The organism is Staphylococcus sp. EG-SA-17 (assembly GCF_017151845.1).
Classification (GTDB): domain Bacteria; phylum Bacillota; class Bacilli; order Staphylococcales; family Staphylococcaceae; genus Staphylococcus; species Staphylococcus aureus.
Window position 1 is genome coordinate 23,648 of sequence record NZ_JACVZO010000026.1, and the last position, 15,752, is coordinate 39,399.

The following is a 15,752-nucleotide window of genomic DNA, read 5'->3' on the forward strand; positions in this document are numbered from 1 at the left end:
GGAGAAATAAGACGTCTTATATACTTAAAAAATATATAGATGCTCTTCCCCCAATATAATTATGCTTTATTTTTCAACTTATTGCGTCGTGATAACCAAATCATTAGTACACCCATTGCACCAACAATTACAGATATCGGCAACCAATGTTCTTTTATCGTTTCCCCCGCTTTAGGCAAAGATACATTACCATCAGCATTTAATAATCCACTTAACAATCCATTACCTTTACCAAGTGTTAACGTCTTTTCTGGCTTTGGTGTGGGTATATCTGGAATACTGTCTAATAAATTTGATCCTTGATTCATTAAATTTGCTAACTTATTTAAATCTGTCGTTTTCCCATTTTTATTCAATCGATCTAGTAAACTTGGACGATTTACTATTGGTGATAAAACATAGTCTATATCTTTTTTCGTTTGATTGAGTCTCTTTTGTAAATTCAATAAATCATCCGCTTTACCATTCAATGCCGATTTAACTAAATTAAAAATTTTATTTTGATCTGTTTCTATTTTAGTAATTAAATCTGCCAGTAATTTTGCCTTTTGTCTTTCTATACGTGTTGCTAAAATCGTTTCAATTGCTTGTTTTTTATCTTTCGCATTATTCAAAATTGCTTTTAATATATCATCTGAAGACGTGTCGCCAGTTGATGCAAAATGTTTCTTCAATTGGTTAACGATTTGGCGATTTGATAATCCTTTATTCGTCCAATCTTTAGCCAATTTATCTGCTTCAGCTTTTCCTAATTTCGTTTGTAAAATTTGAGAAATCAATAGCGACTTATCTTGTGATTGATCAATCAATGACGTTAATAAATCATCACTCGTTGTCAGAGATAGTTGATCAATATGACGAGTAATTTGATCTGCAATTTGTTGATCCGTTTTACCATCAACACGTATATCTTTTAGAATTTTATCTGCCTCGTCTTTATTAAATATACTTTCTAAAATGCTTTGTGTAGCATACTTTTTATCATCAGTACGTGCAAGTTCTTCCAAAATAATATTTCGTTGACTTTTTATACGCTCTTTCGTCTTATTTACTTCGCTCATTAAGTCTGATTTTTGATTTTTAGGAAGTTGCGTATTTGCAATACGTTGATCTAAAGATTGTAACGTATTCAGTTTATGATATGTGTAATGTTGCGTTGAGGCATTACTTTTAGCCAATTTTTCAATCATAGCATGATTAATTTTATCGCTTCCTTGTAATTTATCAGTGAGTCGATTACTATGGCTTTGATTCTCTTCATTTGAAAGAAATTTATTTAACACAACATGTCCAGAACCATCATTATTTGGCGTTTTAGCTACTTCATGATTATTATCTGTTGTAGACACTGCTGGATCTTCCGATGTATCTTTCGATGCATCTTTCGATTTGTGTATTTGCTGATTCAAATGGTCTAAGTCTTCTAACGCCTTATCTACCATTGCTTCATCATTTTCATTATCTTTTTCTCCATATTTTGTTGTAGCCGTTTGTGACATATCATTTTTCATTGCATTAAGATCGTCCTTGCCACTTTGTTGACCCCTATCAACCTTTGAAGAAACCTTATTTAAATCTTTAAGCAATTGATCTAATTTACTGTCTATATCACTTTGACCGTTCATTTCAATTTGAGAACCTTTATTGTCTTTGCTATCCAACTCATTAGCTCGTTTAATGATTTCATCTATTTGCGATGCTGTTTTCGCTTCATTTAGTTGTGCTTTATAATGTGCTTTAGATGAAGCCGATAACTGTTTTAATTGCTCAATTTGACGATTTGCTTTGTCAACTTTGTCTAATAAATCTTGCTTAGATAATATCTCTTTTGAAATTTCAGTATCCTTTTCAGATGCAGCTTGGGCATCGTACGGCAAGATATTCGTTAAAATGATACTTGTCGCCATCATTGTCGAACACGATAACTTTACATATAATTGAAACGGTTTCCCTCGATATTTAGCCATCAACATACTCCTTTCTCACTTACTTCCTTAAAAGAATTACATACTATTATATACCTGTTTACAAGAAATTTACACTTATCTATCTAGTTATTGTTGTTAGTAATTATTTACTTATTACTTAGCTTATATTTAAGTAAACAAAACAAGCATGACGTAATATCATATTGTCCATGTCGCTAACATCATATTACGTCAAATCTTTTATATTAAATGGTACTTTATTTTAGACTGCTTTTTCTTTTTAGCTTTCGAGCGCCTGTTTAAAAACTTGCTCGAATTGTTCACGCGAGATTTCGTGTGCATGTGCTTTTTGTGCTAATAAAGCATCTCGAAACTGTTGCTGATCTTTCAAACTCTCTAACATTTGTATTAATTGGTCTTTACTCTCCATTGTTATCTCATCATTATGCTCAAATAAGTGCTCTGATAGTGTTACTTTAGCATGGTGTGCTGTTTGACGATAACCTAAAATCAACAACTCATAGTCAAACGCTTGTTCCACCGCATTTAAAATTTCATTACCCTCATTGATATCAAGATAAATATCACATAACTGGTATAGTTCATTTACCCTGTCTATATTAATAGATGGGTATAAGTGCACATTAGCATATTGATCAAGTTGCATTAGCTTATCAGACATCTCTGTAATAGCAGCGATGTGAAATTTAAAATCTGGTAAAGTTTCAACCAATACCTTGATGTTACGAAGTTGATCCGAGTTAGTTAATATTACAATTTCTTTAGTATATCTATTACGACTACGATAGTTATATAGATATCCGCCTTGTAAAATACGAGATTGAACCTTTGCGTCTGCTATATTGAGCATCGTTTCATATTCGTTTTTATCTGGAATAATAATATTACAATGTCGTTTCATATCACCTTTACACATCAATTGCATATTTCCTGGGACATTACCATCGCACTGTTCTTGCCATACCAAAACATCACTACCATTTGATGGCAAATTATATAACACTGAAAATGGTAGGGCTAGTGAGTTAATAACGAAATGATGTTCCGTAATTTCAAGTTGCTTGATAAAAAATAATACGAATGCGAGCTTTGAAGGGAAAAAGTAAGACTTCCCTTGCCAATCCAATATGACATCAGATGTTACAAAATTTTCATAAATCACTTCTTTACCTTCTGCTGTCATATATTTCTTCAAGATCGCTTTACGATTTAAATCGTAAACAGTTTGTGCAAATTTAATACCATTCTTAGAATAATAATCGACAAATCGGACACGTTGTTGGTCATCAAACCATTCGACACGACTAACAATTCTAGGGCGCTCTCCACTTTGATAAAATATTTTACCTCGTAGACGTCCCATATCATTAATTGTAGCCGAATTGTTGTTACCTTTAATTTCCCAAAAAGCTGGTACAGTAACCTGATTAAAAAATCGTGGTTTCATATTTTCTGTATTATGATTATCTGCAAAAAATTGATACGGTGATATAACATCGTCCGGTAAAAAGCCATTGTCATTGAGTACAATTGTTAAATCTTCTTCCAACTTACTGGCTTTAAAAGACTCATATAACTTTCGTGAATGATCGTTAAAGTAATCAAATAATTTAATCATGCAGCACCTCTTGAACTAATGTTTCCCATTTTAAAATAATATCTTGAGTCATAAATTGCTGTGCCACTTCATAAGAGATGTCATGTGGTGTCTGGGGACCATTGTTAAAATACATTACAATGGCATGAGCTAGTTTTGCGACAACATCATCCACACTATCTTCATCGGTATCAAAAGGTACCAAGTAGCCATTTTCCCCATCTCGAATAAAGGTTGGGTTACCATAATTCACATTTAATCCAATCATACCTAGTCCTGAGCCTACCGCTTCCATTAGTGTTAACCCAAAACCTTCGCTAGTTGATGCAGAAAGAAATAACTCATAATCATTATAAATTTCATCAAGTTTAACATGCCCTAGTAAACGAATATAATCTTGTGCGCGGTGTGTATCAATAATTTTACGCAGTCGCGTCTTCTCGCTACCTTCTCCATAAATATCAAATGTTAATTCTGGCACTTGTCGTTTAGCCACGATAACCGCTTTGACAAGCCAATCAATATGTTTCTCATTTGCTAAACGAGATGCACTAATCATCGCATATGGCTTTCTTGATAATGTTGGATATGATAATGCATCAATGCTTCCCACAGGAATAGTATAAACACGTGGGCGATAACCTTGATATTGCTCAAATTGTCGACAAACCATATGATTTTGAATATCTGTTGCTGTAATAAAGAAATCAATGTATTTAGCTTTTGAAAATTGATATTCATAATAATTGTTCCATAGTATATGCTGCTCACTCATCATATTATTACTATAATGATCAGCATGAATCACAACACCAACTTTACTATCACCTTTATGCTGCAAAACAGCCTGACCAATATCAGAAGCGCGGTCTAATATGACAATATCGTCTCGGGTTAAATTCAATCGTTGTAAAAAGTATGCAATAAATTCGGTTTTGTTATACAACACCGCATCTTCAAACACATATATAGAGCTGTCTCCATCAATATATTCGTTATAAGCGATGGAACCATCTTCATTATAGAATTGTCGCATATATAATTTCGCTTTATTATCAGCTGGTGCATAATACTCAGAAAATATACGCGTATAACTATAAAAATCTTTACGTACTAACATACTATTAATTACAAATTCTGCACGATCCACAACATCTTTTTGTTCATTTTGTAGATAACATGTTACAAATGATGATTTCCCATTAAAATATAGACGGACTATCTTACCATTTCTTTCTCTAAAACTAATGTCATGACCAAGCTCACGTTCAACGTCATCTAACGTGTACGTTGTTGGTGCTATAGAAATATCACTAAAATACTGATACAACCAAATAACTTCTTGATCTTTAAACCCAATGTTTTGCGTTAATGTCTGTATGTTCTCTGACTGTATAAAATCTAAAAACACAAATTTAGTGTCTTGATTTGTACGTCTCAATAATTTAGCACGGTAAGCTTGTGCATATTCAACACCGCTACTCGCCCAGCCTATACCAAAGTTTATATTATATATTGTCATGCGCTACCCCTTTTCATTTATGGAAAATGTATAACTGGCATACCCTCTTTATCAAATGTAATCATGCTTTGACAAATATTTTTCACCATTCTTTTTTTGATATTTCGTGTCATAACTTCAAATGAATCTAAGGCAACTCTATGGTATTCAAAAATAGCGTTACGTTGCCCATTTTGTCGTTGATTAACGCTTGCTTTTAATTGTTGTAAATAGTCGACTTGTTCTAACCAACATGAATCAATTGCTTTCAAAAAGACTTTTTGAACGAAAATATTATAATAATATGCACTTTGCATGTTTTTACGATTCAAAGCTAATTGCTTTTCAAATTGCTCTAATAAAAATGTCACTACTGCTTGCTTATCTTTAAAATTAACACAAGCCACATCTTTATTAAATTGGAAACTTAAATTTTGATAAATATACTCGACAACACGCGATTTTGTTAGCACCTTTTCCTCATTTACAAACATTTCAAACACATCTTTAGCTAACGCTTTAAAATCTCGATTCTCAGCATCATCTATTTCTAAAACTCGATTACGTTCCTCGTATACAAGATCTCGCTGTATACTAATGCTTTTTTCAAATTCATTAGCCATTTCACGAGCTTTAACCCCTTGTTCTTCCGAGATACGCTGCGCTTTAACTACAATTTGCTTAACTTTGCGATTAAACAAACTACTTTGCGATAATCGTTGTGCATCTAATGAATATAATTGATTATTTTCCGCTAAATTACTATCGCTCCATCGCTTAACTAAATAATCATCTAGTGAAATATATATACAAGATGATCCCGGATCCCCTTGTCTACCAGAACGACCACGTAATTGCCTGTCTACACGGCTATTTTCCATATGTTCATGAATAATAACAGCTAATCCACCTAATGCTTCGACACCTTCACCAAGTTTAATATCTGTGCCTCGACCTGCCATACTAGTCGCAACAGTCATGGAACCAATTTGCCCTGCTTCAGCTATCATCTGCGCTTCTTTTGCAACATTTTGCGCAATGAGTAAATTATTAGGAATATCCATTTGGAATAATACTTTCGAAAAGTATTCAGCCGCTTCAGCAGTTCTCGTTATGAGTAAAACCGGTCTCCCCGTTTCATGAAGTTCAACAATATCATGAATCATCGCGATGTTTTTCTCATCAACTGAACGAAACACTTTATCTGGTTCATCGATACGTTGAATCGCTTTATCAGTTGGTACTTGTACGACTATTTTTGAATACAAATCAAAGAACTCTGATTCGCCTAATTTTCCTGTAGCTGTCATACCTGAAAATGATTCAAAAAGTTTAAATAAATTCTGGAAGGTAATTGTTGCCATAACACTTTTATCTGTTGAAACCTCCATACCTTCTTTCGCTTCAATAGCTTGGTGAAGTCCAGCTTGCAACTTAGTCCCCGGTAACATACGACCTGTAATACGGTCAATTAAAACAATATCACCATTATATACGAAGTAATCGACATTAGATTCAAACAAATATTGCGCGCGCAGTGCTAGATTAATATTACGCACTAGGACCATCGCTTGTTCGCTATATAAATCTTCAACATTAAAGTATGATTGTGCCGCTTCAATACCTTGATTTAACAGCCATATTTCCTTTTTGGTCTTCTTCATTTTAAAATGCACGTCTTCAATCAATGTATCTACAAACTCTTTCACAATATGAAATAGATTTGATTGTAATCTTGGTGCACCCGAAATAACTAATGGTGTTTGCGCAGCATCTAAAATGATTGAATCCACTTCATCAATAATACCGTAATTTAATTGTGGTAAAAATTTTCCTTCCGCACTATCAGCCAAATTATCAATTAAATAATCAAAACCGAGACGTCCATTAGTTGTATATATAATATCATGTTCATATATATTACGTTTTTCCCCTTTTTGATACTCATAATCCACAATATCAACAAAACCTAATGAAGCAGTTAAACCTAACCATTCATATAATGGTTGCATCTCTTCAAAATCACGCTTCGCTAAATAATCATTCGTTGTAATTAAATATGTTCCTTTTCCCGAAAGTGCATTTAAATATAAAGGCATCGTTGCTGTTAATGTTTTACCTTCGCCTGTTTGCATCTCCGCAATGTTACCTTCATGCAATACAATCGCTCCGATTAACTGAACTTCTTTAGGATACATACCTAATACTCTCCAGCTCGCTTCACGTGCCACTGCATAAGCTTCAGGCAACAATGTATCTCGTGTATCAACTCCTGATGCTAAACGTTCTTTAAATTCTATTGTCTTTTGTTTTAACGCATCATCAGAATATGATTTAACTTCATCGCTCCATGTATTGATGCGTTTCACTATTTTTCTAATCGACTTTAGTCTTAATTCGTTTATCGTAACATCTAGTTTATGTTTCATTTACTTCCCCACCATTCAGTTTCGATACATCTAAGTAATCTAAAAATCGTACTGGATTCATTAAACGTGACATATAGTTTAGATGGTTGTCTTGCTCTTCTTTAAAATAAACCTCGACATTTGTATCTTTTAGTTCATGATTTCCTGGGACATGTTCTGTAAGCCATTCTTTTAAATCATCATCTTCATGGCTTGTACGATACACTTTGCAATCCAAATGCTGAGCGACATAAGTTGCAAAAACATTTGACTTTGACCCATAACTAATCAAATTAATAGCCTTTAGGGTATCTTGACTTTGCAAATCATTCTTTAGTTGCTTAATATTTCCCTCGATATTGTCGTCCATCCAACGTTCAACGAGCCAAACATGACCAAACAGTTTCAAAAAATCATTCGAAATAGTTGGATAGGTGTCAGATGGTTCTGCAATAATGACATTGATCATATCATTTCCATATTGGTCATCGCCTATCTTCGTCACCCGCATGCTTTTATATTCTAAATCATCTTGATGCGTCATCTCTGTGATTGTTAAACATCTAAATATAAGACTCGTCGATGCTGCATTCATCATTTTTATTTTATAAGCATAGGCTTCATCAGGATATTGAATCGTGATACTATTTGACTTTACAATCTCAGTACTTAGTTTTGTGCCATTTTTATTATAAAAAATGATGATAAAATACACTGAACCAGCAGGCGTTGCATCAAAATCAAAATGCAATTTATAATGCTGTCCTCTACGCAAAATTGGTAAACTTGGCGCACTTTTATATTTTGAAAATTGCTTTAACATCAACCACTCATGAATCGGTAATCCAGAGGGCATCAAAGGGTTTATAAAAGTCACTTCACCATTTGAAAATGATACTTTAGAGCCATACATAAATGTAGTTTGTGAAATATAATTCCAAGTAACTTTAAATGTTTTGTTTTTCAGCATGTTGAACTCTCCCAAACTTGTCTTCCAAAATAATGTTGTAAAAATTAACAAACCAACTTGCAATGGTAGGTGAATCATCATTATGTCGCCCAGGAATACTGCAATTCATCACTCTTGCTTGGTGTGCTGTCAATACAGGTAATAGCTCTTGAAATGCATGTGGATCATAATCATCATGTTGCATATATGCTATGGCAAAAACAGTTTGTGACAATGATTTCTTTTGAAATGTTTGCCAAAATTTTTGATTTAATGCCTGTATCGACGCTTGAGATGTATCACCTTCATTAGACACCAGGACGTCTAATGCTGTACCGAACTCTTCTGGTCTAAGTAATCGCATATGTTCAGCAATCGTTCCAATATTAACAAGTGGTTTACCAACAATAATTGCCTGAGGATTTAACTGAGCACCATAATACAAGGCACCAAATGAACCCATAGATAAACCAGATAATATTAATTCATGTGATTTAAAATTCAGCTTTTCTAATGTCTCGTCAATAACATTGATAATACCTTGTTCATATTCAGATGAACCGATATAAAAGCTACCACCTTCAACACGAGGATCGCCGATAAGTAAAAACGGTGCATTCATACGTTTCATCATATAATATCCTTCGAAACCTTCCGCTGTTCGATAACCACTAAAATATACGTTTAGTGGTGGTTTCATATCACCAGGGTGGAAATAATAAATAAATTCCTGTCGTTGACTATCTACGAAACGACTACCACCAAGTAAAAATTGACCCATGTCTAATCTAGACCATCGTTTGTGTATAGGTCCTAAATGTACCGTCCCGTTGCCACGCGCCTTAACAGTTACACTTATATATGCATCAAATGGTTTCGTAGGTATCTCTAAAGGACTGTCTAACATATCATCAGTTAATATGATTTGCTCAATTAATGCACCATCAGCGCCAGTCTGAATCAATCTAAATGTATATTGCAACTCGACCGCACCATCAATATCAAATTCTGGCCATATTTGAATGACTTTATCTTTATCGTAAACGAGATTATTTTGCCAAGATGCGATAGGTTTAAATTCTTTTCCAAATTCTCCACTCAACGTGAGCTCTGAATTACCTTGGTAAACGACATCTCCTTTAAAATTCGGATGAACAAGTGCTAACTTAGGAGAAACCTTATCTCCATACTGTCCTGAGAAGCTAACTGCCTCTAATTTATTATTACGTTCTTCAATGTTCCGGTAATGTAATGGTTGAACAACGTATTTTTGGACATTTTCGTCTTGTTCATATTCAACAGACCAAAATGATTCATCAACATACGTATTGTATGGTTCGCTTATCATTTGGAATAAATTCGTTAATGTCTCCGAGTATGGTGCTTGAATATAGATAAAATCAAAGCGCCCTTCTGCTTCAACAATCGCTTCAATAGCCTCTACATAACCACTATCAAATTCAAACAATCCAATATCGAAGTAATCCCAACTCACACCTTTTTTGTGTTGGAAAATAGGTTCTAAATCGTCTCCTCCAATTTGCAAAACTCTAAATTTACGTGGCATCATTTTCACCTTCTATTAACTCATCGAGCTGATTAATAATATTCTTAGAAGCATATGCATCTATTAATTTTAAAGAATAGGCGTACGCATAATTCCAATTTTTCAAATAAAATAAATAATAATTTAACGCATCATCTAATTCATCAACTGTATTTATAATACGGCCATTGTCATAATCAGAGACGTAATCTGTTTGTTGACCATTAATTTGTGGAATCCCAGCGCTAATTGCACTAATTTGTAAATACAAGTCAGGTTCTTTTGACATATCTATCACAAGTCGCAACGTCCGCAATGCTTCTACAACATCATGTTCAGCATGTATCGTCTTAACAGCAATAATGTCATCTTGATCTTCAGGTGTCATTAATGCTGAAACATTAACATCCGCATTCTGTTTAGCTTGGTATTCCTCATTTACCGACGTAATACATTCACGAAGCCACATTGGTATGTCATTTTGATGACGTGATAATAAAATTAAACGGTAATTATCTTCTTGTGCGATATAATCCACAAGTCGTTGCATCATTTGTTGCAAATCAGCGTCACTCATACCATCTATCCATACACCTATAAATGTTTCCATCAATTGACTACTTATATTAGGTGATTGTCTCGTTTCAAATGGTGTGATTCGAATCATTGTATTCTCTCGCTGATACTTCTCTTGATGACTAATTAAATCACGTTCTAGTTGCACACTATCAACAATTAAATGGGCATTCTTTACGATAGATTGATATTCCTCATCTGACACAGTTTCATTTCTATTTTTAAAAAATGAATAACTTAATGATTTCGCTGGAATATGATTGGCTATTTGTCGATTGTGCCTAGCATCTGAAGCCACAATCACATGATCATCTTCATGTATTTGTTGTGCAATCATTGCTTGAAATTTTTCTTCAATTAGTTGAACCATATTGTTATATTCTGTTTGTTGATAATGATGTTGATATCTTTTTGAAACAGTGACTCGTCCATTTTTAAAGTTTTCGTAAAGCACACAATCTCCATTAATCGTTAAATATTCTTGGTAAGAAGCCTCTCCATGATCATCAAAATAACGTATCGCTGATAAATAACCTCTGTCATCAAAAATATAACGCCGTTGTAACTGATCTCTTTCAAATTCTTCAAACCAAATTGAATACCCTTCTTGACTAAAATAAATATTTGTATAGTTCTGTTCACTCGTCACACATTTTAATAAATACGGCGTGTACACGAATTCTACGTCATCCGGCCATTTTAAGTGGTGATAATTAATCGCTTGTGGCGCATGGTGACTGAATCCTTGAATTTCATCAAACACAGACCAATACTTTGTCTCATATAAGTCATATCGATGTAAAAATGTTCTTAAATTTGGTGCATGATTGAGAACAATCAGACGATAATCTAAGTCATTTTCAAGGTGCATTCCCATTAAACTAATCATATCGTCAAATTCCGTCTTATTTTGTAGTTGATAATACGGCACAGTCGTGTCTTGCCACCATCGTTGGTCATCGTACCAAGCTGGAATAAAGTATTTCATAATTACCTCCTTACCAATACTGGTTTAAAAATGGCTTATATTTATCAAAATATAAATATGTACGAATTGTTTCTGCAATATTAATACTGATATAAACTAATACAATCAGTTGTACTGAGAAATAAATTTCAGTAGATAAATGCGGTACAAACAATGTGAAATAAAGTGGTATACCAATAATGACTGTAACTAATGCCGATCCAAACCAACATACGCGTCGTGCTTGATAATTTAAATAACGTTCTGTATCCTTACCAGGTTTAACTCCTGAAAAATAATTGCCACTCTTTAAGAAGTCTTTTGATTTTTGTTTTGTATTTATTAAAAATCTCGATAAAAAATAACCCAATAACATTTGAATCACTAAATATACTGAAATACCAATTGGACTATCGAATGTCATCATTGGCATTTCATCTGAAACGTCTTTATTAAACATAGATAAAATAAAATGAATGCCACTTTTTAAGAAAACAAAAGCTGAAATGCTCATCATTAAAGTAATACTGCCTGCAGGGTTAACTTTCCAAGATAAATAAGATTTCATATTTGTTGCGGAAACGTTCATTAAATCGATATATGGTATTCTCACTTCTACTAATTCAATAAATAATAAGATAAACAATGTGATTATCACAAGGATGATTAACAACGCAATCACAATATGACTTGCATCTATATATTCCATTTTTTGATGCATCATTGATTTAATAATACTAACCATTACAATCGGCATTGGTCCTGCGATGCCGTAACGACTATTTTTGTCAGCTAACCAAACTAATAACATCGTTCCAGTAACCAAAATCAATATTGTTAAGTAAATATTGTCTTGATGAACACGTTCTTTCGAAACATATTCATGAATCACAAAATAACTTTGAATAACACTTAAAATTAATGTTAAGATGCGCTCTTTATAATGCTTCTCAAGACTTGTTTGTTTCATGTATTTATCCATATTCCGATAAGAAATAAGCATCAAGATAATCATTGATGTTAACCACGGACCTAATCCTAAAGTGAAAATGTTTAAAGTATTAACGTCTCCACCCATATTAGAAATAGCTATTTTAAAAAATGACTCATGTTTTACTTGCATATCGTTATAGGAAACGATGGAAATGTTTGTACCTAATATATAAATAAATAATATAAAACATGTGTATAGCATACGTTTATATATAATTTTATATTCGTATTGTTGTAAAAGTTTTAACATGTTGCACCTCTTTTATATCAAAAACATTAAAAAGACTAAGGGTTCATCACTAATTATTAAAATCCTATATCGATTTTTCTAGTGATTGGTGCCTCAGTCTTTTTAATTTTAGCCAGCTATAAATTCAATTTATGCTTGAGAATCATCTTGATCATTTTCATCTTTCTTTTTCTTTCTCTTCATTAAACCTAAACCAACTAATAATGTCATAACGCCACCTAGTAATCCATTTTGTTTTATTGAGTCACCTGTATCTGGCAATCTTTTTTCACTTTGTGCAGGCGTGCCATTATGTTTAGTCACTTCAGATGTTGCACTTAATGTAGACTGAGATTCACTCGTGCTCGTTGTTGCTTCACTTGATAAGCGAGATGTGCTCGTGCTGTGAGTATGATGCATACTCATTGAGTCTGACGGATGCATTGAGTTAGATTCAGATGTACTTGTTGAGCCGGACATACTTGTTGATGTTGAGTCAGAAATGCTTTGTGAACCAGACATAGATGTACTCAGCGATTCGGATGTGCTTGTCGAATCGGATGTGCTCAATGACGTTGATGTGCTTGTTGACACTGATTCTGAGTCGCTCACTGAAGTCGAGTTGTACGTTGAACCGGACATACTTTGTGACATTGAAACACTTGTTGAATCGGATTCACTCATTGATGTTGAGTCAGATACGCTCGTTGAACCTGAACCAGACGTACTTAATGATTCAGATATGCTTGTTGAAGTTGAACCACTTGTTGAGTCCGATGTACTTGTCGATGTCGAGTCTGAATCTGATGTACTCAATGATTCTGAGTCACTGATAGAAGTTGAATCACTTGTAGATTCTGATTCTACTGTACTTTGTGAACCACTGATACTTATTGAAGTAGAATCACTGATACTGTCTGATGTTGATAATGATGTCGACACCGATGTGCTTTGTGATGACGATGTACTAGCACTCATTGACATTGATGTTGGTATCGATGTACTTAAGGAACCAGATGCACTTGTACTTGTTGACTGGCTTTGTGACATTGAATCACTTAATGATGTAGATGTGCTTGTTGAGCTCGAGTCACTTAAACTTGTTGAACCTGATATTGAGTCACTTAAACTTGTCGATGTTGAAACTGATACGCTTCCGCTCATTGAGTCAGATGTTGAAAGTGATGTACTCGTTGAATTTGATCCACTGATGCTAGACGAATCACTTGTAGACATTGAGTCGCTTTCTGATGCACTGATGCTCATAGAGTCAAATTGACTATTACTTGTTGAGCTTGACTGCGAATCGCTCACACTTGTTGACGTTGATTCTGATCCACTCATACTTTGCGAGCTACTCAATGATTTTGAATCACTTAATGAATCCGAAGTGCTAAGACTTGTGGAACCACTTAAAGATATTGATCCACTTAATGAGTCGGAGTCACTTGTACTAGTAGAATCACTCATTGATATTGAATCACTTAGCGAGGTAGACTCGCTTACGCTTTCTGAACCACTTAATGATGTTGATGTACTCAATGAACCAGATGTACTTGTTGAAGTCGAACCACTTGTCGATTTTGAATCACTTAATGAATCAGATTCACTCACGCTTTCCGAACTTCTTAGTGACGTCGATACACTTAATGATGACGAATCGCTTGTGCTTACTGAATCGCTCATCGATTGTGAGCCACTCAATGAACTTGACTCGCTTACACTTTCTGATTTTCTTAATGACGTTGAGACGCTCAATGAGCCAGAATCACTGACACTTGTTGAGCCACTCATCGATTTAGAGTCACTTTCAGAATTAGATTCACTTACACTTTCTGAATCATTTACAGATTCTGACATACTTTGTGAATCCGATATGCTTGCGCTCATTACTTCACTAGCCGATGTTGATGTGCTTGTCGAATCACTTAATGATACAGATACACTCATTGAATCGGATATACTCATACTTGTTGAGTCTGATGTTGAATCACTAACACTATCAGATAATGACGTTGAGTCACTCACACTTGTTGATGTACTTGTTGAAAGCGACATACTTTGTGAATCAAGCGTACTTGTACGCATCGAAGTACTAGTTGAAGCTGATGTACTACGAGAGTCACTTGTTGATGTTGATGTACTTGCCGATCCAGATGCACTTGTACTTCTTGATGTGCTTTGTGAATCGCTTAATGATGTTGATGTTGAATCGGATTCACTTGTACTTTCTGATGTTGAGCCAGATTCTGATGTACTTACCGATGTAGATAAACTTGCAATGGTCGACATGCGGTTTGAAGTTGATGTACTTAGCGAATCACTTAATGATGCTGATGTGCTTTGTGAATCGGATTCACTGCTTTGCATTGACGCAGATGTTGAATCACTTAAAGATGTTGACGACGAATCGGATTCACTTGCGCTTGCTGAGTTACTGAGCGATGTTGACGTACTTGCTGATCCTGAGTTACTTGTACTTGTTGAGTCACTGAGTAATGTTGACGCACTTTCTGATGTTGATTCACTTGCACTTGTTGAGATACTTTGTGAATCAGATTCACTCTCTGAACCACTTAATGACGCTGATGTGCTTACCGAACCTGATTGACTCGTACTTTTAGATATACTTGTTGAATCGCTTAGTGACGTTGATGTCGATGTGGATTCACTTTGGCTTGTTGACTGACTTGTATATGATGATGTGCTTTGTGAATCGGATTCGCTCGTGCTTGTACTTGTTGAGTTTGAGACACTTTGACTTGCTGAGTTTGAGTCTACACCGCTTTGATTCATTGAGGCACTTAGTGACAATGATGTACTCGTTGAGTCAGACAAACTTTCTGATGTTGACACACTTGTACTTCCCGATGTTGATTGGGACATGCTCAGGCTCATTGATGTTGAATCAGATTTACTTTCACTTGATGATGTTGAGCCGGATTCACTCTCACTCGTTGAACCGCTTAATGATGTCGATGCACTTAATGACTCTGATTTTCTTGTACTGATTGAATCACTTGTCGACATTGATGCA

Annotated in this window: 8 protein-coding genes and 1 pseudogene; all 9 read right to left on the reverse strand. The window is 34.5% G+C overall.

The window, feature by feature from the left end:
• Window positions 1-59: 59 nt before the first annotated feature.
• Window positions 60-1,967, reverse strand: a complete 1,908-nt coding sequence (sasF, locus tag IDG65_RS11100) for a cell-wall-anchored protein SasF (protein ID WP_001151896.1) — start codon at window positions 1,965-1,967, stop codon at window positions 60-62.
• Between the two features lie 241 nt (window positions 1,968-2,208).
• On the reverse strand, window positions 2,209-3,567 hold the full coding sequence (gtfB, locus tag IDG65_RS11105; protein ID WP_000593160.1) for an accessory Sec system glycosylation chaperone GtfB: 1,359 nt from the start codon (window positions 3,565-3,567) through the stop codon (window positions 2,209-2,211).
• Window positions 3,560-5,068, reverse strand: a complete 1,509-nt coding sequence (gtfA, locus tag IDG65_RS11110) for an accessory Sec system glycosyltransferase GtfA (protein ID WP_000158432.1) — start codon at window positions 5,066-5,068, stop codon at window positions 3,560-3,562. Before gtfA ends, gtfB begins: the two co-directional genes overlap by 8 nt.
• A 17-nt stretch (window positions 5,069-5,085) precedes the next feature.
• Window positions 5,086-7,476 (reverse strand): accessory Sec system translocase SecA2, encoded by a 2,391-nt coding sequence (gene secA2, locus IDG65_RS11115; protein ID WP_000680954.1) that lies wholly within the window; start codon window positions 7,474-7,476, stop codon window positions 5,086-5,088.
• Window positions 7,466-8,425 (reverse strand): accessory Sec system protein Asp3, encoded by a 960-nt coding sequence (gene asp3, locus IDG65_RS11120; RefSeq protein ID WP_000916730.1) that lies wholly within the window; start codon window positions 8,423-8,425, stop codon window positions 7,466-7,468. The genes secA2 and asp3 overlap by 11 nt, the downstream gene beginning before the upstream one ends.
• Entirely contained in the window at window positions 8,403-9,971 is a 1,569-nt protein-coding gene (asp2, locus tag IDG65_RS11125) for an accessory Sec system protein Asp2 (RefSeq protein ID WP_001137460.1), read from the reverse strand. Before asp2 ends, asp3 begins: the two co-directional genes overlap by 23 nt.
• Window positions 9,961-11,514, reverse strand: a complete 1,554-nt coding sequence (gene asp1, locus IDG65_RS11130) for an accessory Sec system protein Asp1 (protein ID WP_000873208.1) — start codon at window positions 11,512-11,514, stop codon at window positions 9,961-9,963. Before asp1 ends, asp2 begins: the two co-directional genes overlap by 11 nt.
• A 10-nt stretch (window positions 11,515-11,524) precedes the next feature.
• Window positions 11,525-12,736, reverse strand: a complete 1,212-nt coding sequence (secY2, locus tag IDG65_RS11135) for an accessory Sec system protein translocase subunit SecY2 (RefSeq protein ID WP_000916117.1) — start codon at window positions 12,734-12,736, stop codon at window positions 11,525-11,527.
• Window positions 12,737-12,865: 129 nt separating this feature from the next.
• Window positions 12,866-15,752 (reverse strand): annotated as a pseudogene (gene sasA / locus IDG65_RS11140) (serine-rich repeat glycoprotein adhesin SasA); the annotation flags it as partial.